Annotated in this window: 26 protein-coding genes; 8 read left to right on the top strand and 18 right to left on the bottom strand. The window is 67.3% G+C overall.

The window, feature by feature from the left end; genetic code table 11:
• The 5 genes from narH to A5747_RS20760 form a co-directional block, all read right to left on the bottom strand.
• Window positions 1-1674 (bottom strand): nitrate reductase subunit beta, encoded by a 1674-nt coding sequence (gene narH, locus A5747_RS20780; RefSeq protein WP_076127787.1) that lies wholly within the window; start codon window positions 1672-1674, stop codon window positions 1-3.
• Window positions 1674-5348, bottom strand: coding sequence for a nitrate reductase subunit alpha (locus A5747_RS20775; protein ID WP_076127784.1), 3675 nt, complete (start codon window positions 5346-5348; stop codon window positions 1674-1676). The genes narH and A5747_RS20775 overlap by 1 nt, the downstream gene beginning before the upstream one ends.
• A 402-nt stretch (window positions 5349-5750) precedes the next feature.
• Window positions 5751-6155 (bottom strand): (deoxy)nucleoside triphosphate pyrophosphohydrolase, encoded by a 405-nt coding sequence (locus A5747_RS20770; protein WP_076127782.1) that lies wholly within the window; start codon window positions 6153-6155, stop codon window positions 5751-5753.
• Between the two features lie 41 nt (window positions 6156-6196).
• On the bottom strand, window positions 6197-6451 hold the full coding sequence (locus A5747_RS20765; RefSeq protein ID WP_142245661.1) for a hypothetical protein: 255 nt from the start codon (window positions 6449-6451) through the stop codon (window positions 6197-6199).
• Between the two features lie 268 nt (window positions 6452-6719).
• Window positions 6720-7220, bottom strand: coding sequence for a nitroreductase family deazaflavin-dependent oxidoreductase (locus tag A5747_RS20760; RefSeq protein WP_076127909.1), 501 nt, complete (start codon window positions 7218-7220; stop codon window positions 6720-6722).
• Window positions 7221-7293: 73 nt separating this feature from the next.
• Here A5747_RS20760 and A5747_RS20755 point away from each other — a divergent pair, with 73 nt between their 5' ends.
• A complete protein-coding gene (locus tag A5747_RS20755) occupies window positions 7294-7578 on the top strand; it encodes a 4a-hydroxytetrahydrobiopterin dehydratase (protein WP_076127780.1) in 285 nt (94 codons plus the stop codon).
• On the opposite strand, the gene A5747_RS20750 is transcribed toward A5747_RS20755, so the two are convergent.
• Window positions 7575-8891, bottom strand: a complete 1317-nt coding sequence (locus A5747_RS20750) for a mannosyltransferase (RefSeq protein WP_076127777.1) — start codon at window positions 8889-8891, stop codon at window positions 7575-7577. The genes A5747_RS20755 and A5747_RS20750 overlap by 4 nt on opposite strands.
• A 94-nt stretch (window positions 8892-8985) precedes the next feature.
• Here A5747_RS20750 and A5747_RS20745 point away from each other — a divergent pair, with 94 nt between their 5' ends.
• Together A5747_RS20745 and A5747_RS20740 are read left to right on the top strand one after the other, a co-directional pair.
• On the top strand, window positions 8986-9663 hold the full coding sequence (locus tag A5747_RS20745; protein WP_076127772.1) for a hypothetical protein: 678 nt from the start codon (window positions 8986-8988) through the stop codon (window positions 9661-9663).
• Between the two features lies 1 nt (window position 9664).
• Complete coding sequence (locus tag A5747_RS20740) at window positions 9665-10729, top strand: hypothetical protein (RefSeq protein ID WP_142245669.1); 1065 nt, start codon at window positions 9665-9667, stop codon at window positions 10727-10729.
• Between the two features lie 27 nt (window positions 10730-10756).
• Here A5747_RS20740 and A5747_RS20735 read toward each other — a convergent pair whose 3' ends face one another.
• The 5 genes from A5747_RS20735 to A5747_RS20720 all read right to left on the bottom strand — a co-directional run bounded on the left by A5747_RS20735 (window position 10757) and on the right by A5747_RS20720 (window position 12862).
• A complete protein-coding gene (locus tag A5747_RS20735) occupies window positions 10757-10903 on the bottom strand; it encodes a hypothetical protein (RefSeq protein ID WP_007169078.1) in 147 nt (48 codons plus the stop codon).
• Window positions 10900-11478: an HhH-GPD-type base excision DNA repair protein gene (locus A5747_RS20730; RefSeq protein ID WP_076127768.1), complete on the bottom strand. Its 579-nt coding sequence runs from the start codon at window positions 11476-11478 to the stop codon at window positions 10900-10902. The genes A5747_RS20735 and A5747_RS20730 overlap by 4 nt, the downstream gene beginning before the upstream one ends.
• Window positions 11479-11752: 274 nt before the next feature.
• A complete protein-coding gene (locus tag A5747_RS20725) occupies window positions 11753-12145 on the bottom strand; it encodes a VOC family protein (RefSeq protein ID WP_076127766.1) in 393 nt (130 codons plus the stop codon).
• 54 nt (window positions 12146-12199) lie between these two features.
• Window positions 12200-12376: a DUF5302 domain-containing protein gene (locus A5747_RS24950; protein ID WP_139333377.1), complete on the bottom strand. Its 177-nt coding sequence runs from the start codon at window positions 12374-12376 to the stop codon at window positions 12200-12202.
• A 42-nt stretch (window positions 12377-12418) separates the two neighbouring features.
• Entirely contained in the window at window positions 12419-12862 is a 444-nt protein-coding gene (locus A5747_RS20720; RefSeq protein ID WP_076057775.1) for a PPOX class F420-dependent oxidoreductase, read from the bottom strand.
• 32 nt (window positions 12863-12894) lie between these two features.
• Between A5747_RS20720 and A5747_RS20715 the strand changes: the two genes are divergently transcribed.
• The gene (locus tag A5747_RS20715) at window positions 12895-13416 is read left to right on the top strand and encodes a DUF1697 domain-containing protein (RefSeq protein ID WP_076127764.1); all 522 of its coding nucleotides are present in this window, start codon (window positions 12895-12897) and stop codon (window positions 13414-13416) included.
• Between the two features lie 43 nt (window positions 13417-13459).
• On the opposite strand, the gene A5747_RS20710 is transcribed toward A5747_RS20715, so the two are convergent.
• Window positions 13460-13837, bottom strand: a complete 378-nt coding sequence (locus tag A5747_RS20710; protein WP_076127762.1) for a GntR family transcriptional regulator — start codon at window positions 13835-13837, stop codon at window positions 13460-13462.
• A gap of 37 nt (window positions 13838-13874) precedes the next feature.
• Here A5747_RS20710 and A5747_RS20705 point away from each other — a divergent pair, with 37 nt between their 5' ends.
• The gene (locus tag A5747_RS20705; RefSeq protein WP_076127760.1) at window positions 13875-14588 is read left to right on the top strand and encodes an NAD-dependent deacylase; all 714 of its coding nucleotides are present in this window, start codon (window positions 13875-13877) and stop codon (window positions 14586-14588) included.
• A 9-nt stretch (window positions 14589-14597) separates the two neighbouring features.
• Here the strand turns inward: A5747_RS20705 and A5747_RS20700 are convergent, their stop codons facing one another.
• Together A5747_RS20700 and A5747_RS20695 are read right to left on the bottom strand one after the other, a co-directional pair.
• Complete coding sequence (locus A5747_RS20700; RefSeq protein WP_076127758.1) at window positions 14598-15242, bottom strand: class I SAM-dependent methyltransferase; 645 nt, start codon at window positions 15240-15242, stop codon at window positions 14598-14600.
• 15 nt (window positions 15243-15257) lie between these two features.
• A complete protein-coding gene (locus A5747_RS20695) occupies window positions 15258-17594 on the bottom strand; it encodes an MMPL family transporter (RefSeq protein ID WP_076127756.1) in 2337 nt (778 codons plus the stop codon).
• Between the two features lie 303 nt (window positions 17595-17897).
• Between A5747_RS20695 and A5747_RS25655 the strand changes: the two genes are divergently transcribed.
• A complete protein-coding gene (locus A5747_RS25655; RefSeq protein WP_139329413.1) occupies window positions 17898-18029 on the top strand; it encodes a hypothetical protein in 132 nt (43 codons plus the stop codon).
• A gap of 130 nt (window positions 18030-18159) precedes the next feature.
• Here the strand turns inward: A5747_RS25655 and A5747_RS20690 are convergent, their stop codons facing one another.
• Together A5747_RS20690 and A5747_RS20685 are read right to left on the bottom strand one after the other, a co-directional pair.
• Window positions 18160-18912 (bottom strand): 3-hydroxyacyl-CoA dehydrogenase, encoded by a 753-nt coding sequence (locus tag A5747_RS20690; protein WP_076127754.1) that lies wholly within the window; start codon window positions 18910-18912, stop codon window positions 18160-18162.
• Between the two features lie 45 nt (window positions 18913-18957).
• Window positions 18958-20040, bottom strand: coding sequence for a CaiB/BaiF CoA-transferase family protein (locus A5747_RS20685; RefSeq protein ID WP_076127752.1), 1083 nt, complete (start codon window positions 20038-20040; stop codon window positions 18958-18960).
• 90 nt (window positions 20041-20130) lie between these two features.
• Between A5747_RS20685 and A5747_RS20680 the strand changes: the two genes are divergently transcribed.
• Window positions 20131-20940, top strand: a complete 810-nt coding sequence (locus A5747_RS20680; protein WP_076127750.1) for an enoyl-CoA hydratase — start codon at window positions 20131-20133, stop codon at window positions 20938-20940.
• 75 nt (window positions 20941-21015) lie between these two features.
• Window positions 21016-22398, top strand: coding sequence for a DUF2867 domain-containing protein (locus tag A5747_RS20675; RefSeq protein ID WP_076127748.1), 1383 nt, complete (start codon window positions 21016-21018; stop codon window positions 22396-22398).
• Here the strand turns inward: A5747_RS20675 and A5747_RS20670 are convergent.
• Window positions 22361-23083 carry a CPBP family intramembrane glutamic endopeptidase gene (locus A5747_RS20670; RefSeq protein ID WP_076127746.1) on the bottom strand — a complete coding sequence of 241 codons (723 nt, stop codon included), beginning with the start codon at window positions 23081-23083 and terminating at the stop codon, window positions 22361-22363. The genes A5747_RS20675 and A5747_RS20670 overlap by 38 nt on opposite strands.
• Before the next feature lie 89 nt (window positions 23084-23172).
• The gene (locus tag A5747_RS20665; protein WP_076127907.1) at window positions 23173-23709 is read right to left on the bottom strand and encodes a gamma carbonic anhydrase family protein; all 537 of its coding nucleotides are present in this window, start codon (window positions 23707-23709) and stop codon (window positions 23173-23175) included.
• Between the last annotated feature and the right edge of the window lie 39 nt (window positions 23710-23748).

Genomic DNA, 23748 nt, shown 5'->3' with positions numbered 1-23748 from the left:
CTACCCCGGATCTTCGTTGGAATCGGGGAACAGGCCCGCGGGTGCGCCGTTGCCGTCCCAGTTGAGCAGGTTGATCCTGGAGCGGCCGCCGCCGCCCGTGCCACCGGTCCCGGCGACGGCACCCGTCTGGCGCTGTTGCAGGGCGTGGAAAGTTTCCACGGCGATCGGGACCGGCGCGCCGCTGCCCTCGCCGAACGGTCCTGATTCGTACATGCCCGGCCCTCCCTCGAACGACAACGAGCACCCCATCTCGTCGGCCATCGCGGCGGCGGGCACGTCGGCCACGTATGACGTCGGAATCACGTAGCGCTCTTCGTATTTGGCGACCGCGAGCAGCCGGTACATGTTGTAGATCTGTTCTTCGGTCATCCCGACGGCATGCGGGATGTGCGGTTGCGTCTCACGGCCGAGGTTGATGTCGCGCATGTACGACCGCATCGCGGCCAGCCGCTTCAGCACCCCGGCGACCACTTCGGTGTCGCCCGCGGTGAACAGCTCGGCCAGGTACTGGATGGGGATGCGCAGCGCTTCGAGGGCGCCGAACAGGTTGCCCAGGTCCTCGCCGTCGTGGCCGTCATGGCTGACCGCGTCGACCACCGGTGACAGCGGTGGGATGTACCAAACCATCGGCATGGTCCGGTATTCCGGGTGCAGGGGAAGCGCCACCCGGTAGGTGTTGATCAGCGCGTAGACCGGTGACCGCTGCGCCGCTTCGATCCACTCATCTGCGATGCCCTCCGCCCGCGCGGCGGCGATCACCTCGGGATCGTTGGGGTCCAACAGGATCCGGCGCTGCGCCTCGTAGAGGTCCGTGTCGTTTTCCACCGACGCCGCCTCCAGCACGCGGTCCACGTCGTAGAGCACCAGCCCCAGATAGCGCAGGCGTCCCACGCAGGTTTCCGAGCACACCGTGGGCAGGCCGACCTCGATGCGCGGATAGCACAGTGTGCACTTCTCGGCCTTGCCGGTCTTGTGGTTGAAATACACCTTCTTGTAAGGACATCCGGACACGCACATCCGCCAGCCCCGGCAGCGATCCTGGTCGACGAGAACGATGCCGTCCTCGCTGCGCTTGTACATCGCGCCCGACGGGCAGGAGGCCACGCACGACGGGTTCAGGCAGTGCTCGCAGATCCGCGGCAGGTAGAACATGAAGGTCTCTTCGAGCTTGAGCTTGACCTCTTGGCTGACCTTCTTCAAAACCGGGTCGTTGGGCACGATCTCCGGCGAGCCCGCGAGGTTGTCGTCCCAGTTCGATCCCCAGGACACCTTCATCGGTTCGCCGGTGATCTGGCTGCGCGGCGCGGCCGTGGGGAAGGTGTCGCCAGCCGGGGCCTGGGTCAGGTTTTCGTAGTCGTAGGTCCACGGCTCGTAGTAGTCGTCGATGGTGGGCAGCTTGGGATTGGCGAAGATGCGCAGCAACTTGTTGATGCGGCCGCCGTCGCGCAGCCGCAACCGGCCCCTCTTGTCGCGAACCCACCCGCCGCGCCAGCGATCCTGGTCCTCATAGGTGCGCGGATAACCCACTCCCGGACGGGTTTCGACGTTGTTGAACCACACGTACTCGGTGCCCGCGCGGTTGGTCCAGGCCTGCTTGCAAGTCACCGAGCAGGTGTGGCAGCCGATGCATTTGTCGAGGTTCATCACCATCGCCATCTGCGCCATGACCTTCACTAGTAGGTCACCTCCTGGCTGCGACGGCGTACCACGGTCACCTCGTCGCGCTGGTTGCCGGTGGGGCCGAGGTAGTTGAAGGCGAACGCGTGCTGGCCGTAGCCGCCGGCCAGGTGACTGGGCTTGATCCGCACCCGCGTCAGCGCGTTGTGGTTGCCGCCGCGCTTGTTGTTGGTCTCGGTGCGCGGCATGTCAACCGTGCGCTCCTGCACGTGGTAGACGAACACCACGCCGTCGGGCATGCGGTGGCTGACGATGGCCCGGCACACATAGATGCCGTTGGCGTTGCTCGCCTCGACCCAATCGTTATCGCGCACTTTGATTTTCGCCGCGTCCCCCGGACTCATCCACATCGTCGGGCCGCCGCGAGACAGCGACAGCATGTACAGGTTGTCCTGGTAGGTCGAATGGAACGACCACTTCGAGTGCGGCGTCAAATAGCGCACGGTGAGGCCGATTCCGTCGTATCCGAGCTCGGGCTGGTTGAACAGCCGCGCCATGTCCAGCGGCGGTCGGTACACGGGCAGCTGTTCGCCGAGCTCTTCCACCCAATCGTGGGCGAGATAGAAGTGCATCCGCCCGGTGAGCGTGTGGAACGGTTTGAGGTGCTCGATGTTGATCGTGAACGGCGCGTAGCGGCGTCCGCCGGTCTCGCTACCGGACCACTCCGGGCTGGTGATCACCGGGACCGGGCGAGCCTGGGTGTCGGCGTAAGTGATCCGCCGTTCCTCACTGCCCTCGGCCAGGTGCGCCAGCCGTTGCCCGGTGCGCTTCTCCAGTTCGAGGAAACCCTCGACTGCCAGGCGCCCGTTGCACGTCCCGGACAGGGCGAGGATGACGTCGGCCATCCGCGCGGCCGTGGTGATCGCCGGACGGCCCGCTGCCGCACCGGAATTCATGACTCCGAACTTCGCGGCAAGCTCGCTGATCTCGCGGAACGGATGGACGGTGTAACCCTTCACGGTCATGCCGAACTGGTCGACAAGCGGGCCCAGGGTCACCCATTTGTCGTAGATCGCCGCGTAGTCGCGCTCCACCACGGTGAGCTTGCTCATCGTCCTGCCCGGCACGGGCACGTCGCCGGTGCGCAGCCAATTGCGTTCGGTGCCATCGGGATAGGCCATCGCATCCGGCGTGTCGTGCTGCAGCGCGGTCAGTACGACGTCGTTGCGCGTGCCCAGATGCTTCCGGGCCATGGCGCTGAAGGCGCGGGCGATGGCGCCGAATGCCTCGAAGTCCGAACGTGTTTCCCACGGCGGGTCGATCGCTGGGGAAAACGCGTGCACGTACGGGTGCATGTCGGTGCTGGACAGGTCGTTCTTCTCGTACCACGTCGCGGCGGGCAACACCACGTCCGATACCAGAGTCGTCGACGTCATCCGGAAGTCGATCGACATCATCAAATCCAGCTTGCCCTCGGGAATTTCCCGGTGCGCGGCCACATCCACGGGCCGCACGCCGTCGGCGGGCGCCTCGCATTGCACGTTGGAGTCCGTGCCCAGCAGATGTTTGAGGAAATACTCGCCGCCCTTGCCCGACGAGCCGATCAGGTTCGACCGCCAGACCGACAGCACGCGCGGCCAGTTGACGGGATCGTCGGGATCGGTGATCGATAGCTTCAGCTTGCGCTGGGCGAGCTGTTCGGCGACGAACTCGGTGACGTCGCGCCCCGCCTGGGTTGCCTCGTCGGCGACATCGAGGCTGGAGCGGTCGAACTGCGGATAGAACGGGCTCCAGCCCATCGCCGTCGCCGAGGCCAACAGGTCGATCGTGTGCTGGTCGTCGAACTTGCCGCGGCCCAGCGGGCTGGACAGCTTGTCCGCCCCATAGGTGTCGTAGCGCCATTGGTCGGTGTGCGCATACCAGTACGAGGCGCCGGGCACCTGCCGCGGTGGCCGCGACCAGTCGGTGGCATTCGCCATCGTCTGCCAGCCGGTCAACGGGCGCACCTTCTCCTGGCCGACGTAGTGCGCCCATCCGCCGCCGTTGCGCCCCATCGACCCGGTCAACATCAGCAGCGCCAGCACCGAGCGATACATGACGTCGCTGTGGAACCAGTGGCAGATGCCGCCACCCATGATCACCATGGAACGTCCGCCGGATTCCTCTGCGTTGCGGGCGAATTCCTTGGCGACCCGAATCGCTTGCGCGGCAGGCACACCGGTGATCGGTTCCTGCCAGGCCGGGGTGTTCTGCTGGCTGGGGTCGTCGTAACCGGTCGGCCATTCGCCGGGAAGACCGTCGCGCTGCACCGCGTAATGGGCCAGCATCAGGTCGAACACCGTGCACACCTGGTGCTCGCCGACGCGGCGCACCGGCACGCCGCGGTGCACCGTCTCCCCGTGGCCGTCGATCGTGTCAAAGCTGGGCAGTTCGACCAGTTGAACGTCCTGCGTGCCCGCAACGCTCAGCGCCGGGACAACTGGGCCCAGGTCGAGGTTCCATTTCCCGACGCCGTCCTCACCGAACCGGAATCCCAGGGAGCCGTGCGGCACGACGACCCGGTCGGTGACCTCGTCGACCAGGGCGGGTTTGAACGTCGCGTTCTCGACTTCCTCGCCGATGTCGGCCGCGGTCAGGAACTTGCCGGGCACTAGCGAGTCGCCGCGCCGCTCCAGCTTGATCAGGAACGGCAGGTCGGTGTAGCGGCGAACATAGTCGACGAAGAACGGAACCTGCTTGCGCACATAGCATTCCGAGAGAATGACGTGGCCCATCGCCATCGCCAGTGCGGCATCGGTTCCGGCGGCGCAGCGTATCCACTCGTCGGCGAACTTGGTGTTGTCGGCGTAATCCGGGCTCACCACAACGACTTTGGTGCCCCGATAGCGAGCCTCGGCCATCCAGTGCGCGTCCGGGGTTCGGGTGATCGGGACATTGGAACCCCACATCATCAAATACGACGCGTCCCACCAATCCCCGGACTCGGGCACATCGGTCTGGTCTCCGAACACCTGCGGCGAGGCCACCGGCAGGTCGGCATACCAGTCGTAGAACGAGGTCATCACCCCGCCCAGCAGCGAAACGAATCGCGAACCCGCCGCATGGCTGACCATCGACATGGCCGGAATCGGCGTGAAGCCGGCGACCCGGTCCGGGCCGTACGTCTTGATGGTGTGCACGTGGGCCGCGGCGATCAGCTCGGTCGCCTCGGCCCAGGTCACCCGGACCAGCCCGCCCTTGCCGCGGGCCTGTTGGTAGCGGCGACGACGCTCCGGATCGGCCTGGATATCCGCCCACGCGAGCACGGGGTCACCGAGCCGCGCCTTGGCCTCACGGAACATCTCGACCAGCACGCCCCGCGCATACGGATAGCGCACCCGCGTGGGCGAATAGCTGTACCAGGAGAACGACGCGCCCCGGGGGCAGCCACGCGGCTCGTATTCGGGGCGGTCGGGGCCCACCGACGGGTAGTCGGTCTGCTGGGTTTCCCACGTGATGATCCCGTCCTTGACGTAGATCTTCCACGAGCACGATCCGGTGCAGTTGACCCCGTGCGTGGAGCGGACCACCTTGTCGTGGCTCCACCGGTCGCGGTAGAACACGTCACCTTCGCGGCCGCCCTCGCGCGTGACGGTGCGCAGATCGGCGGAGAACTCGCCGGGCGTGAAGAAACGCCCACTACGCTCCAACAACTCCTCGAGCGGTCCACCAACGTGAGGTGTGGCAGTCAAACGGTAAACCCCCTACTCAAAACAACGGCGTGTCTCGCTGCTGGGTTCGAATGCGGTAGTCCGCCCGCGCGATCCGCACAATCGGCAATCGCGTGTCCGACGGCGTTGGCGACCCGCGCGCTGGGCGGCAATCGACCCTCAGCGTAGGTCCCGGATGACCGTCCTACCACATCGACCACGCGGGGCCTGTGAGTAGAAATTACTGCCATCGACGTGGGGTTTCCGTATTCGCGTACGCCGGATCACGGCGTGGAAACAGCGCCCACGCCGTCGGGCCAACCATCGGGATCGCTACCGGCATGCAAATCGAGGTTAGGGTCTATTTGAGCTTGTTAGCTTCCAGTTTCACGCGTGTCTGCTGCAATAGCGCTGTACGTTCCCTGCGGAGAAACTGTGGACTCGTCAGGAGCTTGCTCGCAGCGCCCGAATCAGGTCCGCTAACCAGGCCCGGTCGGCCGGCACCCAATCGACGTCATGCAGTTCGTACGCCGTCACCCAACGCAGCGCCCGATGGTCATGCGGGTGCGGTTCCCCGCCGAGCAACCGCACGCGGTACGCCCGCAGCGTCGTCATGCCGTCCAGCGCAATGTCGTCGCCGAGGCGGTCGCCCACCGCGACATCGCCGACGTCGAGACCAAGCTCCTCGGCCAATTCGCGGGCCAGCGCGTCGCGCTCGGTCTCGCCGGTCGCCACCTTGCCGCCGGGCAGCTCCCAGCGGCCGGCCAGCTCCGGCGGCCGGACGCGTTGCGCCACCAAGAGCGTCGAGCCGGCGATGACTGCCCCGGCGACGACAATCTGGGTCGGCATGGCCAGTCACGGTATACCGCCCGTCGGGGGCGCGGCTGGACTTACCTAATGCTGCGGTTGGCCGGGGTGGCGGCGAGACCCGCCCAGATTCCCTGCTCTAGCTGTGCCTCCATCGCCGGGCCCCCGGGCGGAGCTGTCTGTTGGCAGCCACAGCCGAGCGCGCCGAATGGATTCGGGTCGGTGCCGGTTTGATTCGCGTCGGCCCGGGCGGTTGCCGCGCCCCCAACGCCGACGCCGAGAACGACGGCGGCGCCGACGATAATTTTGGTGATCACCCGGTGGTGATGGGTCGTCATGTCATCCTCTTTCATAGGTCTCCCGTGAAATCCCCGCGCCTGGATGCTCCGCCGCCGGGCCACACCCCACGAACCCACCATTTCGTGTCCTTTGTTGGTGTGCAACGCGATTGGCTGATTACATAGACGCTTCATGCTTTTGATTGATTCGACGCCCGTGCGCTGAGATGGTTCCGAATCCTGAGAAAACGCAAAGTGTCACGGGACAAGCAGGTCAAACAGGCCTGCGCCGCAACGCATTTACGAGGGAAAGTCAGCTACGCGTCGGTCATTGCCGGGTGAGGACGAATGCCTCGATGTGGCGGTCGCCCGCCCGTGCTTCGTACTTCGCCCAGCCCGGATAGAGCTCAACGCCTCTGGCCCAGATCTCGTCTCGCTCGCGTGGCGTGGCGCGTCGTGCGGTGCCCTGCCAGGTGTCGCCCTCGATCGATACCGTGGCTTGTGGGTTGGCCTTCAGGTTGTGATACCAGGCCGGGTGTTTTGCGCCGCCCCAGTTGGAGGCGATGAGGGCCAGGCCGTCGGGGTGCGGAATTCCGTACACCGCGACGGTGCGGGGTTCGCCGGACTTGGCGCCCTTCGTGGTGAGGATGACCACCGGTACACCGGTGGCGATCCCGGCGAAACTACGTCGGCCGCCGGTGACCTTGGTGATGAGTTGGTCGAGGCGGTTCGCGGTCGGCCGCAGAAGGGCCACACCGACTTTCGTGGCCGCAAAGGTTCGCATCACCCGATGGAAGGCACTGGCATCCTCGAACGACCGCTGTGGCATGGTGACATTCTTGCCCAAACCCGGCGCCGTTACGACCCCGAACAACGGTTGGCGCGCGGAGTATGTTCGGGGTATGGCTGTGTTAACGGATGAGCAAGTAGACGCCGCACTGCCCGACCTCGACGGCTGGGAGCGTGCCGAGGGCGCCCTACGCCGGTCGATAAAGTTTCCGAGCTTTCTGGCCGGCATCGACGCGGTGCGTCGGGTCGCCGAGCACGCCGAGAGCAAGGATCATCACCCTGATATCGATATTCGTTGGCGGACAGTGACTTTCGCTCTGGTGACGCATTCCGAGGGCGGTATCACCAAGAACGACATCGACATGGCGCGCGATATCGACGGGATCGTCGCGGACTAACCGGGCGACGAAGCGGCCCGCTCGGCGGGCTGCGCAGAAGGCTGCCCTTCGGAGGGGACGGCGCGGCGGCCGGCGACAGCGATCCAGATCAGGGTCGCCAGCGCGGCCACGATGTAGACCAGCCCGGCCCACGCCAGGTACCACGGGCGGCCGAGTTGCCAAATGGTCGGCTGCGCGAAGCTCAGCAGCCACGGCACGCCAACGATGGTGAGCCCCAACCAACCCCAGCCCACAATCGATGCGCCGGGCCATCGGCGCACCGGCCCGTGAATCGCCCAGGTCATCAGCGGGACCAACCACACCCAGTGATGGGTCCACGAAATCGGCGAGAGCAGCAGCCCGAACAACTCGACCACCAGCAGCTTGCCCAGCCGATCGGAGGGGTCCAGCGCCCGCCACGCGAGGACGGCCAGGACTGCCGTGACGGCGATGGCGGCCAGCACAAGCGGACCGAAGCCGGCGTCGTGGCCCAGGATCCGCGAAATGCCGCCACGCCAGGACTGATTGAACGAGGTGGCGATGGGCCCGACCCGGCGCGCGTCGCCCAGCAGGTCGGTGAAGTAGTAGCGCGCCTGATCGCCGACGACGAGTAGCGATATCCCGACGGTGCCAAGGAAGACGACCGCGGAGGTCACCGCCGCGCCGACGCGCCGGACGCCGAGGAGGTAGACACCGGCGATCGCCGGTGTGAGCTTGATCCCGGACGCCACGCCGACCAACAGTCCCGATAGCCACCACCGTGTGGTGCAGGCAGCCCAGAGCACCCCGATCATCAGCAGCACATTGATCTGCCCGTAGTCGAAGGTGCTGCGCAACGGCTCGATCCAGATGCTGACGGCCGTCCAGGCCATCGCGACGCGCCGGCTGCCCCCGCCCAGCAACCGTTGGCTGATCCGAATCGCGCCGTACAACGCCGCGATCGTCGCGATCTGCCACAGGAAAGCCACGAGGCCAAACGGCAACAGGTGCAGGGGGTAAAAGACGACGGCCGCAAACGGCGGATAGGTGAACGGGAGCGGGAAGTCCGGCGTCTGATCGGCATACGTGTAGCCGTACAGGCTGCCGGGGTGGTCGATAGCCGCCGCACCGCCGAGGTAGACGTGCAAGTCGACGAAGTTCGCCCCGTGGGGTGCCAGGTATGTCCAGGCGAGGCGCGCGGCGACGCTGACGGCTAGCAGCACCGGCGCGGCCGCGACGAGCAGATTCGCCAGCCGCCGGGTGTTCGATGCCGCCGGGGCGGCCGAGGTGGCGTCTATCCGCCCGACTTTAGCGATCGACGCAGACGCTCGATCACCGCCGTCACACGTATCCATAACGATCGAATAAATGCCACACGTGTCACTTGAGTCACACCAGCATCAACGTACCTTCAGGCCGGGACCTGTCGTCGATAACTCAGGGAGAGTCATGCCAACCATCTGGACCTACATGCGGGCATCCGCCGTTCTGGTCGGTTCGTCCGCCGCGCTACTCACGGGCGGTATCGCCCACGCCGACCCCGTGCCGGCGGACCCAGTACCCAACATTCCGCAACAGCTGATCGCTTCTGCGGCCAACGCGCCGCAGATTCTGCAAAACCTCGCGACCGCACTCGGGGCGACCCCGCCGGCCACACCGGCGGCTCCCGGTATCACCTTTCCGGGACTGACCCCGGCCGCGGCCGCGCCCGCGGCGTCGTCTCCGGCTGCTATCCCGTCCCTTCCCGGGATCACGGCGCCGGCAGCCACCTCACCCATAGCGCCCGCGGCTACCTCCGCACTCCCGGGGCTCAACTCGATCCCAGGGTTGGCACCGGCGGCACCGGCGGCGCCCGCCGTGCCGGCGGCTCCGACGATTCCGGGCCTGCCGGTTTCGATCCCGGGCGTGCCGGCAACTCCGGCCGTTCCGGCGGCACCGGCGACTCCGGCGGCGAGGGTGAACATGCCGGCACTGCCGGGCTTACCGCTGAATGTGCCACCGCAGCTTTCGCTTCCGGGCGACCTGTCGGCGCTGGCCAACGGCGGCGTCCCGGGTGCCCCGGCAGCGGCGGCACCGGCAGCACCGGCACCGCTTACCCCGCCGTCGCTGCTTTCCGCCCTGCCCTGAGCTGCCTACTAGACAGCTCACCCACCACCTAGGACCGGAGGACACCGTGGCAAGCACTTGGAATCTGTCCAAAGGTTTGGCCGCTGTCGCCACGGCGTCGGTTGCCGCGTTCGGGCTCTGCCCGAGCGCGGCGGCCGACCCGGCGGCGCCACAGCCGACACCGCAACCGAACTCCGCTCAGCAGTTACCCGGCCTGCCGGCGTTATCGCAGCTGAGCCCGATCATCCAGCAGGCGGCCAGCAATCCCGCGCAAGCGACGCAGCTGCTCATGGCCGCGGCACAGGCATTCGCCCACAATCCGACCGCGCCGACCGAGTCCAAGAACGTGGCCGCGTCGGTGAACCAGTTCGTCCGAGAGCCCGGCGCGCCGGATGCCGTCGCCCCGGCGGATACCGGACCGGTGCCACACGTGCCACCGGAGGGTGTCGTGCCCGGCGTGCAGGCGCACCTGCCGACGGGCGTCGATCCCGTCCGCGCGGCGGGTCCGGCTCCGGCCTCAGCACCCGTCGCCACCCCACCCGTCGCCCCCCCGCCCGCGCCGGTGGCAGCACCGGCCTCACCGGCGCCCGACGCCGCAGCGGCGCCAGCCCCCGACCCCGCACCGGCAGCGGCTGCTGCGCCGGCCGCGCCCGCGGCGGCTCCCGGTTTCGGCCCTGACGCCCCGCCGACGCAGGACTTCATGTACCCCTCGATCGGCACCAATTGCCTTGCGGACGGCACCAGTTCGATCGCGACCGCGCTCTCGGTGGCGGGGCCGGCCAAGATTCCGACGCCGGGCCCCGCGGCCGGCCAGACGGCCTACGTGTTCACCGCCGTCGGGACCCCCGGGCCCGCCGAGGTGCAGAAGCTGCCGTTGAACGTCACCTGGGTGAACCTGACCACGGGCAAGTCAGGGAGCGTCACCCTCACGCCACGCAACGACATCAATCCGGACGGTCCGACGACCTTGACGGCGATCGCCGATACGGGGTCGGGCAGCATCATGTCGACGATCTTCGGACAGGTCACTACCAAAGAAAAGCAGTGCCAGTTCATGCCCACCATCGGCTCGACGGTGGTGCCTTAGCGCCACCCGACCGTCACGCGGCCGCGGTCAGTACGCCATGAACAAGATGGCGTCGCGGTCGTACTCCAGTCCCGGATGAACGCTGGCAAGGTGGGCCTGGGTCAGTTCGACCAGCTCGTCCTCGTCCTTGCCGACGATGGCTTCGCCGCACGGACACGTCAGGTGTGTCTTCACGTTGCCGCCTTTCCCTTTGCTGCTGCCTTCATCTGCTTCTTGTAGGACCGCACTTTGCCCATTGATTGCGCGTCGACGATGTCGGCGACGGACAGGTGGGCGCCGGCCTTGCCGAACTCCCCGGCCGCGGCCCGCCAGCCCGTCGGCGTCACGCCGTATTGCTTGCCCAGCAGCGCCAGGAAGATCTTCGCTTTCTGCTCACCGAAGCCGGGCAGCGCCTTGAGCCGCTGCAGCAGCTCCTTGCCGTCGGGCTCACCGGCCTTCCACAACCCGGCCGCGTCGCCGTCATAGCGGTCCACGATGATCTGCGCCAGGGTTTGAATCCGCTTGGCCATCGACCCCGGAAAGCGGTGTATCGCAGGCCTTTCCGCGCACAGCGCGGCGAACTTGTCCGGATCGTAGGCGGCGATCTGGCCGGCATCCAGGCCGCCCAGTCGGTCCGCGATCTTCTTCGGCCCTGCGAAGGCCGTCTCGAATGGCACCTGTTGATCGAGCAGCATGCCGATCAGCAACGCGAACGGGTTCGAGGACAGCAGTCGATCGGCCTCGGGTTCCTGCGCCAAGCAGAGCTTCACAGACACACTCAACCACAAGGCCTGGGGACGGTGAAGGCTCCCTGCAGTGTGGTCTTCTGTGGCCGCCGAGGGAGGCGGGTCTCGCGGCGCTGAGCGCGATCGGCGCCACCATCATCGCGGCGCCGGTGATGATGCACGTGCGCCAACTCAGCGACACCGATACCGCCGCTTTGGTAGTTATCGGCATAGCGTGGAAGTCAGCGCAGTCCGGGGAAGATCAATAGTGGCATGCATGCCGGCACTCTTGTCGATCTACCGGCACCGGCTTGCCTCCCTAGCGGCTGGCGGACTGGAACAACTCGACCGGGTTACCTGCCGGGTCTAACAACAGGATTTGTTGCCCACCAGGGCCTTTGACGATGTCGTTGCGAAAAGTGAGCCCGGCGGCGCGGAGCCGCGCAACCTCTGCAGTGATGTCGTCGACGATCAGATGAATGCGATTCCAGCCACCCGGCACCGGTGTGGCGCCGTCGGGCATCGGACGCGCTCCGGAACTGGTGGGTCCGGACAGCAACAACCGCAACGATCCCCGGGTGACTTCGGCGAAAGCCGGTGCGGCGTTATGGCCCAAGCAGAATCCGAGATGGCTGGTGTAGAAATCGGTCGCTCGCGCGACGTCGTCGACGAGATAACGCACGCTGGCCATTTCGGTGGACGCGATCGCCATGATTCATTCCTCCTCAGGGTCCGAGTGCTGGGCCAGAGTGGGCTGACTACGGCTCTAGCCGCTCTTGCGGCGGAATTCCCGGCGGCTCTCGGCCGGACCGTGCGCCCGCGGCTGCTTGTCGCCGCCGTCCTTGTGGTCGGATCCGCCCGACGACTTCGCCTTCTTGCGGTCGAGCGCTTCGCGGAACCTGCGCTTGGTCTCGTCCTCTTGCTGAGGGTTCGATTCGGCCATGACGGCAGCTTAACCCGGACTCCCCGCGCCTGGCGCGTGGATTTACCGCTTGCCCGGCGGCATGCCGTAGACGTGCGAGACCCGCAACGTCAGCAACACCCGCCGATCGGTGACCATCGCCTCGCGGAACTCGTCCCAATCCGGATGTTCCCCGGCGATGTTGCGATACAAAGCAATCAGCGCCTCGACGGTGTCGTCGTCGGGCGCGGCCGCCGGGGGCGTCAGTTCCGCCGTGCCCTCAGCGACGGCGTACGACCATCCGTCGTCGGCGTCGACCAACAGCGACGCGCGCGGGTCGCGGCGCAGGTTGCGCGTCTTGGCGCGCGGCTCGGTGATGGAGACCCGCACGGCCAGCTCGCGCGGATCGAAGTGATAGCTCACGTTCGACAGCTGTGGGCGCCCGTCACGCTTGATGGTGGCTAATACCCCGAGAGAGTTCCCACTGATGACGGCCAACAATTTGTCGTCGAAGACTTGGCGTCCCATGTCGAAAGCCTACGTCGTGGTGAAATCGCACTATGACCAAGTACGCGGCCTTCCTGCGGGGTGTCAACGTCGGCGGCGTCAACCTCAAGATGGCCGAGGTGGCAGCCGCGCTGACGGACGCGGGATTCAAGAATGTGCGCACCATCCTGGCCACCGGCAACGTGGTGCTGGAGTCCTCGGCCAAGGCCGCCGCGGTGCGCAAGAAAGCCGAATCGGCCCTCCGCGAGCGATTCGGCTACGACGCCTGGGTGCTGACCTATGACATCGACACGGTGCGTGCCATCAGCGACGGCTATCCCTTCGAGCGCGAGGTCGAGGGGTATCAGTCCTATGTCACGTTTGTCGCCGACGCGGCAGTGCTCGACGAACTCGCCGGGCTGAGCGGCAAGGCCGGCGCGGACGAGAAGATCAGCCGCGGCGACGGGGTCGTCTATTGGCAGGTGCCCAAGGGCGGAACCCTGGACAGCACCATCGGCAAGACGATGGGCAAGCCGCGCTACAAATCGTCGACCACCACCCGCAACCTGCGCACGCTGGACAAAGTCTTACGGTGAGCGGCCCAATACCCCAGTGCGCCAACGGGTTTCCGGCGATCGGCTAGCCGGGGTCCTGATCGTCGGGCACGTCCTCGATGTAGCGCACCGCGTCGGCCTTGTCCAGGCCCAGTCCCCGGGCGACACGGACGTATTCCCGGGCCGCGGCCGCCATCGCCGCGTCGGTCGGGTCGTAGCGAGCGACGAAAGTGCCGAAGCGGCCCCGGGTTTCGACGATGGCCGCGGTTTCCAGCTCCCGGTAGGCGCGGGCCACGGTATTGACGGCCACGCCGAGTTGGCCGGCCAGCTCACGCACGGTCGGCAGCCGGGTGCCGGGCGGCAATGCGCCGTCGCGGACCCCGTCGATGACCTGCGTTCTGAGCTGGTCGAACAACGGCCTGCGCGCCTTCAGGTCGACCTTCAACCAGTCCGCCAGCTCCACGTACCCAGTATCACCTACGCACCGCTATCTTGGGGGGATGCGAGTGACGGTGCTCAGCGGCGCGGGAATCTCCGCGGAGAGCGGCGTGCCGACATTCCGTGACGACAAAAACGGGTTGTGGGCCCGCTTCGATCCGTACGAGTTGTCCAGCACCCAGGGGTGGCGCAACAACCCCGAACGGGTCTGGGGATGGTACCTGTGGCGCCACTACCTGGTGGCCAACGTCGAACCGAATGCGGGGCACCGTGCCATCGCCGACTGGCAGGACCATGCCGAGGTCAGCGTCGTCACGCAGAACGTCGATGACTTACACGAGCGCGCCGGCAGCGCCGCCGTGCACCACCTGCACGGAAGTCTTTTCGAATTCCGTTGTGCGCGTTGCGATATGCCGTATACGGAGGCATTACCCGAGATGCCGGAACCGGCGCTGGAGGTCCAGCCACCGGTCTGCGGCTGCGGCGGCCTGATTCGGCCCGACATCGTGTGGTTCGGTGAGCCGTTGCCCGACGAGCCGTGGCAGCGGGCGCTCGAGGCGACGGAGACCGCCGACGTGATGGTGGTGGTCGGGACATCCGCGATCGTCTACCCGGCGGCCGGCCTGCCGGAACTGGCGCTGGCCAGCGGCACGGCCGTCATTGAAGTCAACCCCGAACCGACGCCGCTGAGCGGCGCCGCCACCCTCAGCCTGCGCGAGACCGCGAGCCAGGCATTGCCGGAGCTGCTGCAGCGACTGCCCGCCCTGCTCGGCTAACCGCAGACGCTAGGCGCGGCGCGCCCGGCCCAATAACAACTCCGACACCGGAAGCGGCACCCACACCGGCAGCGTCCACTCCCGCCGAGAATTCAGCACCTTGAACCCGGCGTCGAGAATCGCGCGCTCGGTGTCGCGATGCGTGTGGCAGTTCCCAAAGAGCCTGGGCCACAGGGTCGCATCGGCAAGACGCTGCAGCCGGCCCCGCCCACCGGCGCTGGCCACATGCTCGAGATAGCGCAGCTCGCCGCCCGGCCGCAGCAACGAATGCAGGCGCCCCAGCACCATCGCGGGATCCTCCACCGAACACAGCACCAGCGAGCACACGACCGCGTCGAACGGCGTCGCGCCGCCGAACGCCTCGACGGTCTCGCCGGTCACGACGACCGGGACGGCCGCGGCGGCGGCCGCCTTGCGGGCCCGCGCCGCCAGCCGCGGCTCGGGCTCGACGGCCACCACTTGCTCGACGGAATCCGGGTAGAGCCCGAAGTTCGTCCCGATGCCCGCACCGATTTCCAGCACTCGGCCCGACAAGCCGGCTAGGTTCTCCCGACGCAGGGCCCGCACCGCCTCGACCTCGCGGGCGGCCACCAGGGGCCAGATCCGGGCGAAGAACGGATTGTCGACGGTGGATGCCGGCGTCGTAGCCGTCATGTTCGCAGTCCCTCCCTAACCGACGTTGGTCACCGTCTCCGTGACCTCGTGACCATTGTGCTGTGCCGCGACCCCGACGGGTTCGAGTTCGACATCTTTCGTCGGCGCCTCGCTGATGCCGAACCGCTCGTGCAGCCGCACCAACGGCTTGGGCGCCCACCAATTCCATCGGCCCATCACATGCATGAACGCCGGAACCAGCACCATCCGCACCAGGGTCGCATCTGCGAACACGGCCAGCGTCAGGCCCAGGCCGAACATCCGCATGAACGACACGTGCGCGGCGATCAGCGCGGCGAACGACATCGACATCACCAGCGCGGCCGCGGTGATCACCCGTCCGGTGCGGGCCACGCCGTGCGCCACCGCTTCGTCGTTGGCGGCGTGCGCCTGCTTGGCGATTGGCTTCGCCGGCCGGTACTGCAGCCAGTACTCGCGGATCCGGGAGATCAGGAACACCTCGTAGTCCATGGACAACCCGAACGCGATGCAGAACAACAGCACCGGCATGTTCGCGACGAGCGTGCCGCTTGGGGTCGTTCCCAGCGCGCCGAGATGGCCGTCCTGGAAGATCCACACCAGCGCGCCGAACGCCGCGGTCAGCGACAGCACGTTGCACATCAGGGCCTTCACCGGCATCACCACGCTGCCGGTCAGCAGGAACAGCAACACGAAGGTCACGGCGGCCATCAGCCCCAGCACCAGCGGAAGCCGATCCGTCACCGCGTCGACGCTGTCGCGGTTGACTTGCGCGACGCCGGCAAGCTCGGCGGGCCTGCCGGCGGGACCGGGTACTGCGCGCAGGTTTTTCAGCTGCGCGTCCGAGGCTGCGGAAAACAGCGGCGCCGCGCTGCTCACCGTCAGGAAGGCGCTGTCGTCGGCCATGCCGGTGGCCGCCGCCGGCGGTCCTACCCGGTTTCCGTTCACGAACGTCCCGCCCGGCGCCGATACCTCCGACACGTCGGAAACCCGGGACAAGTCCGCGGCGTACCGGTCCAGGTCCGCCGGGCTCACGCCGCCGGCGTCGGGAATGACGACGGGCACCGACGTCGAGAAGTCGTGCGCGAAATTGGTGCGCAACTGGTCACCAACCTGATGCGCCGACGCCGAGCGCGGCAGGACCCGGTCGTCCGGGAACCCCCACTTGACCGAGATGAAGGGAAGCCCGAGCACCAGCAGCAGGGCACCGACGCCCAGGCCGAGGGGCAGCCAGCGGCGCATCACGAACTTGCTCGACCGGTACCAGAACAATTGCTCGACCGGCTTGTGCACCGGATCCGGGCGCCTCATCTTTTTAGGCAGCGCCCGGCGCACCAGTGTGCGCGCGTTCAGCGAGTCCAGTCGCGGTCCCAGCAGCACGATGGCGGCCGGGGTAATCACGATGGACGCGGTCGCGACGAAACCCACGGTCGCCACCCCGGCGTAGGCGAACGACTTCAGGAAGTACATCGGGAAGAGCGCCGTCGCCGACATCGACAAGGCGACGGTGACCGCGGAGAACAGCACCGTGCGGCCCGACGTGGCCATGGTCCGGATCAGTGCCTGGTCTCGGTCACCACCCTCGGCCAGCTCGTCGCGATAGCGGCTCACGATCAGCAGCGTGTAGTCGATGGCCAACGCCAGGCCCAGCGCGGTGCTCAGGTTGAGCGCGAAGACCGACACCTGGGTGCCGAGCGCGATCAGCCGCAGCACCGACATCGAGCCGACGACGGCCAGCGCGCCGAGGGTCATCGGCAGCGCCGCCGCGAGCAGGCCGCCGAACACCCAGATCAGCACGAGGAAGCTCAGCGGGATCGCGATCGCCTCCATGACGACCAAGTCGTCCTGGTTCTGTTTGTTGATCTGGGCGTACTGCATCGCCGAACCACCCGCACGGACGCTGACGCCGTCGCGGTCGTGGACGAATTCATCGGCCAGGGTCTGGGCGTTCTGCTGCGCGTTGGTTTCGCCGCCCTTGAGGTTGATCACGATCAAGCCCGATTTCCCGTCCTGACTGACCAGATCGGCACCGGCCCCCGCGGGCGTTCCCGTCCACGGCGAGGCGACGTTGTACACCAACGGCGACCGCTGCAATTGGTCGACCAGCTCGGTTCCCACGCTGCGGGCCTGCTCGCTGCCGGCGCCCGCGGGCGCGGTTAGGAGGATCAGCATTTGCTGACCGCTCTGCCCGAACTTGTCGGTCAACACGGCGATGGCGCGGGCCGACTCCGAGTCGGGATCCTGGAAACCGCCGGGCGCCAGGCTCTTGGCGACGGGAACGCCGAAGATCGCGGCGGCTATGAAGACCAGGACGGCAACCGCAACGATGCGGCGCGGCGCCGCGATGGCCAGCCGAGCGGTCGCCTGCAGCATGATCGTCCTTCCGCCAGGCCAGGCAACGCTCGCCCGCACCCAGAGCCGCGGCAACCATCCGGCAGGGTTACCGGTGCCAAACGACACCTTCTGTGGACACGCATACGCCCGCCCACATGGTTCAACGCAGTGCCAAACCTGCGCGATACTAAGAGTCTAGAAAGAAAACTGGGCCGCAGGTAGGCCCGCTGACCGGCCCAATCCGTCGCTCGACGTCGGGCGAACCTACCGGCGAGTAAATTGCCACCATTTTCCGAATCGTGACTCAAAGATTCCTTAATGGTGGCCCATACGCTCAGTCTCATGTGGATCGACGACTCGAGTGCTGACGTCATCAAGGCTGACTTCGAGGCCCTTTACCACGGCGACATGCTGGTGGAAGGTGAGACCTCCGAGCAGTTCGAAGACTCGCACCCGCTGCCTACGGCAAGCTGACCGCCATGAGCGTGCTCGCGCGGCTACTGATGGCCGAACCCGCCATTACCCGATGGTTCCGTCGATAACTTCGTTCTTGTTTCCCAGACAGCCCTCCGCATGCGGGGGGCTTTCTTTTTGCCCGTGAACCTCAGCGGGGCGCCATGCGGATGGCGCCGTCGAGGCGGATGACCTCGCCGTTGAGCATCGGATTTTCGATGATGTGGAGGGCCAAGGCGCCGTACTCGTCGGGATCACCCAGCCGGGCCGGGTGCGGCACCTGCTTGCCCAGCGACTTCTGCGCCTCCTCGGGCAGCGAACCCAGTAGCGGCGTCTTGAACAATCCCGGCGCGATCGTCACCACGCGGATGAGCTCGCGCGACAGGTCGCGCGCGATCGGCAGCGTCATGCCGACGACGCCGCCCTTGGACGCCGAGTAGGCGGCCTGCCCGATCTGGCCCTCGAACGCGGCAACCGAGGCGGTGTTGATGATGACGCCGCGCTCTTCTCCGATTGGTTCGGTCTTGGCGATGCGCTCGGCGGCCAGCCGCAGCACGTTGAACGTCCCGATCAGATTGACCCCGATCACCTTTTTGAACCCGTCCAGCGGGAACGGGCCATCCTTCGACAGCGTCTTGATGGCGTTGCCGATGCCCGCGCAGTTGACGTTGATGCGCAGCGGGCCCAGCGACTCGGCCGTGTCGAGCGCGCCGGACACGGCGGTCTCGTCGGTGACGTCGGCCTCGACGAAACGCGCCCGATCGCCCAGCTCGCCAACCGCGTCTTCGCCGCGCAGGTCCAGCACCACCACCTGTGCGCCGGCGTCGAGCAGCCGCTTGGTGGTGGCCAGGCCCAGACCCGACGCTCCCCCGGTGACGACCGCTACGGCGTCTTTGATCTCCATCCGAGTCCTTCCCTATCGCCATCCCGCCAACCAGTTGGTTGGGGACTATACCCAGTCGCTGAGCACGGCCTCGACATCGGCCACCGGCGACGCGGGCCGCGGCGTTTCGGCTGCCGTGCGGGAGAACCGCGGAGCGGGCAACGGCTGCAGCGCGCCGTTGACTTCATAGAAGGTGTTCCGCTCGGTGATGTGGGGCTCGGTCTGCACCTCACCGAAGGCCAGCACCGGCGTGACGCAGGCGTCGGAGTCGGCGAACACCTTCGTCCAGTGATCGCGATCGTGGGCGATGAACGCCTCGGTGAGCGCGGCCCGCAGCTCGGGCCAGCGGGTCGTGTCGTTCTGTGGCGGCAGGTTCGCGCCGTCCAGACCGAGGCCGGCCAGCATGGCCGCATAGAACTGGGGCTCGATGGCGCCGACCGCGACGTAGCGGCCGTCGGCGCACTCGTAGGTGTCGTAGTAGGGCGCGCCGCCGTCGAGCATGTTCGTGCCACGCTCGTCGGTCCACATGCCGGAGGCGCGCATCTGCCACATCATCTGGATCAACACGCTCGAGCCGTCGACCATCGCGGCGTCGACGACCTGGCCCTTGCCGGAACGCTGCCGCTCCCACAGCGCGGACAGGATGCCGACCAACAAGAACATCGAGCCGCCGCCGAAGTCGCCGACCAGATTCAGCGGTGGCACCGGCCGCTCGTTCGCCCGGCCGATGGAGTGCAGGATCCCGTTGAGCGAGATGTAGTTGATGTCGTGGCCGGCCTGCTGGCTGCGCGGACCGGTTTGACCCCAGCCCGTCATCCGGGCGTAGATCAGCCGCTCGTTCACCTCCGCGCACTGCTCGGGGCCGATGCCGAGGCGCTCCGTGACGCCGGGACGGTAGCCCTCGATCAACACGTCGGCCTTGGCGACGAGTTTGAGCACGAGTTCGCGTCCCTCGTCGGACTTGAGGTCGGCGGTCACGATGCGCCGGTTGCGGCTCATCGCGTCTTTGACCACACCACCCGGGGCGCCCGACGGGCGGTCGATGCGCACGACGTCGGCGCCCAGATCCCCGAGGATCATGGCGGCGTGCGGGCCCGGCCCGATCCCCGACAGCTCGACAACGCGTAATCCACTCAGCGGTCCCGCCATGATCCACCGACCTTTCGTCTGCTTTGACGTCGTTCGCATCTTCGCAGCCGCGGTTCTGAGCCGCGCACCCCGGTCACCTAGGGTGTGGCCATGTCGCAATCCGTGCTCGACACGCTGACCCCCGTAGCAGGTCTTGACGTCACGCTGGCCGACGGCGTGCTGTCGGTGACCATCGACCGTCCCGACAGCCTGAACTCGCTCTCGGTTCCGGTGATCACCGCGCTCGCCGACGCGATGGAATGCGCGGCCGACGACCCGGAGGTCAAGGTCGTGCGGCTGGGCGGCGCCGGTCGCGGCTTCTGCTCCGGAGCGGGGATCAGCGCCGACGACATGTCGGGCAGCGGAATGCCTCCCGACGAAATCGTCCTGGAGGTCAACCGGCTGATCCGCGCCATCACGGCGCTGCCGCGTCCCGTCGTCGCCGTCGTCCAGGGCCCGGCAGCCGGCGTCGGCGTTTCCCTGGCCCTGGCCTGCGACCTCGTATTGGCTTCTGACAAAGCGTTTTTCATGCTTGCCTTCACCCAGATCGGGTTGATGCCCGACGGCGGCGCGTCGGCCTTGATCGCGGCCGCGATCGGTCGTATCCGCGCAATGCGCATGGCGCTGCTGGCTGAGCGGTTGCCGGCCGCCGAGGCGCTGGCCGCGGGACTGGTCACCGCGGTCTATCCCGCCGAGGAGTTCGACGCCGCGGTCGACAAGGTGATCTCGAAGTTGTTGGCGGGACCCGTCGTTGCGTACTCCAAGACCAAACACGCGATCAACGCGGCCACATTGACCGAGCTGGACAACGCGCTCGAGTGTGAATACCGCGGCCAGTCGGTGCTGCTGCGATCACCCGACTTCGTCGAGGGCGCAACGGCATTCCAGCAGCGCCGCCGCCCCAACTTCACGGACCGCTGACAGGCTTACTCTGGGCAGAACCGGCAATCCTTCCTCGCGTCGGGACCGAATGAACATGCGAAGAACGGAGGGTCGATGGTGCGCTGCCTGGTGACCGGAGCCACCGGCTACATCGGTGCCCGGCTGGTGCCGCGACTGCTCGACGAGGGCCACCAGGTCCGCGCCCTGGCGCGGAACCCGGGCAAGCTGGCCGACGTCCCGTGGCGCGACCGGGCCGAGGTGGCGCGCGGCGACCTCGGCGACGTCGATTCGCTGATCGCGGCATTCGACGGGATCGACGTCGTCTATTACCTGGTCCACTCGATGGGCGCGTCCAAGGACTTCGCCGCCGACGAGGACCGCGCGGTGCGCAACGTGGTGACGGCCGCCCGCCGCACCGGGGTGCGACGGGTGGTGTATCTGGGCGGCCTGCATCCCGACGGCCGCAAGCTCTCCGCCCACCTCGAGTCGCGCACCGCCGTCGGCGAGGCCCTCATCGACTCGGGCGTCGAGGCAGTCGTGCTGCAGGCCGGGGTGGTCGTCGGATCAGGCTCCGCGTCCTTCGAACTGATCCGGCATCTCACCGACCGATTACCGGTGATGACCACGCCGAAGTGGGTGCACAACAAAATCCAGCCCATCGCGGTGCGCGACGTCCTGTACTACCTGGTCGCAGCGGCAACGGCGCCGGTGCCGTCGTCGTCGACATGGGATATCGGTGGACCCGACGTGCTGGAGTACGGCGACATGATGCGGGTCTACGCGGAGGTGGCGGGCCTGCGCAAGCGCTACTTGGTAGTGCTGCCCTTTCTGACCCCGACGATTGCCAGCCTGTGGATAGGGGCCGTCACCCCGATACCGCCGGGGCTGGCGCGGCCACTCATCGACTCGCTGGAATGCGATGCGGTGAAGCGCAATTCGGACATCGACGGCGTCATCGAGCCGCCCCCGGACGGCCTCACCGGTTACCGCCGCGCCGTCGAATTGGCACTCGAGCGCACGACGCGTGGTCTCAGCGCGGCCACTTGGGCCTCCCTGCGCTCGGACCCCGCCGAGCCGCTGCCCAGCGATCCGGAGTGGGCGGGCGAAGTCATCCATGTCGACGTGCGGACCGCCCGGACTCCCGCCGAACCCGGCGACGTCTGGCGGGCGGCCGAGGCTGCCGTCAGCGGTGGCGGGTTCGCCCGGCGTCGTTTGCTGAGGCGCTGGGAAGTCGAGGCGCGCGAGCCCGGCAGGCGCTTACGACTGCGCTCCCGAGCGCGCTCGGTGGGCCAGGGGTGGCTCGACATCGGCGTGGCGCCTCGAGACGGCGGGGGCACTGAATACACGCAGCAATACGTCTTCGTGCCCACCGGGCTACCGGGGCGGCTCTACTGGTTCGTGTTGTGGCCCTCGCGAACTGCCGTGCTGCGCGCGCTGTCACAAGACGCCGTGCGGCCAGTCACACGCCGAACATCGGAGGCAATGCGAGCACCATGATCACGCCCCACACCAAGTGGGTGAGCACCGGAGCCAGCACCCCGCCGCTGGCCCGGCGTTCGAAAGCGCACACCGTTCCCAGGATGATCGCGGCGAATCCCAGCATCGGGTTGCCGCTGGCCAAGGTCACGCACGTGTACAAGACCGTCGAGATGGCCACTGGGTGATAGCGGCCCAGGGAGGTATACAGCGCGCCGCGGAAGAAGACTTCCTCGGCGATGCCGTTGATGAGCGTGATCGCCACGATCACCGGATACCACCCGTGGTGGGCATAGAGCAGCACCCGGGTGATCAGCGCCGCGACGGGCGGCATCTCCTTGGCTATCAGCCCACCCACCACAAACGCGCCGCCAAGCAGCAGGCCGACGGTCGTCCCCGTGATAATGGGCCGCTGGTTGCGACCGCGCCAACAGATGCCGCCCAGGTGCAAGGGGCCCGAGATGAAGGCACCGGCGATCCACACCGCCGCCAGTACCAGGGTCAGCCAATAAAAGCTCGATTCCCCCGGATGACGCCGCATCGAGAAACCCAGCACGATGGCACCGATCACCAGCGTGACGCCGACGACGACGCGCCGACGCCGCACTACCGCGGGCGGTTCGTTATGTGGCACAGCGACATTGGTGATCGCGCGGCGCAGCTCGAAAAGCACACTGGTGCGGTAGGGGGTGCCGGACTGGCTCATGCGAGCCGCGCCATCGGGATGGGGGTAATCGGGGCGGCGCCGGTGACCAGAATCCGCATATTCCCGACCCTAGTAGGCGCGGGCCTGGTTCAGCGGCCGGCTTCGTCCGTCGAGGCGCGATGCAGGTCGAGCAGCCGCCGGTACACCTCGGCGTTGTACCGGTTGTTGGCGACCTCGGCCTCGCTGAGTTCGCGTTGCACTCGGGCCGGCACACCGGTCACCAGCGACCGGGCCGGCACCACCATGCCCTGCGGCACCAGCGCACCGGCGGCCACCAGCGCGCCCGCGCCGATCACCGCACCGTTGAGGACGACCGCCCCCGAGCCGATCAATGCGTCGTCCTCGACGGTGCACCCGTGGATGACCGCGTTGTGCCCGACGCTCACTCCGGCGCCGATGCGCACCGGGAATTCCTTGTCGACGTGGACGGTGACGCCGTCTTGGATGTTGGTCCCGAACCCGACCTCGATGTGCTCGGCCTCGGCGCGCAGCGTCGCCGCGTACCACACACTGACCCTGGCGGCGAGGCTGACCTTTCCGATCACGCTGGCATTGGGCGCCACCCAGGACTCGGCGTGCAGGACAGGCACGTGGCCCCGAATGGAAACAATCAGTGGCGCGGACATGGACGCCATCGTAAATGCCCGCAAGCCAACCGTTTACCG

This window comes from Mycobacterium sp. IS-836, assembly GCF_001954275.1.
GTDB lineage: Bacteria > Actinomycetota > Actinomycetes > Mycobacteriales > Mycobacteriaceae > Mycobacterium.
The sequence above is the reverse complement of the archived record's forward strand: the minus strand, read 5'-3'. Positions and strand labels throughout refer to the sequence as shown.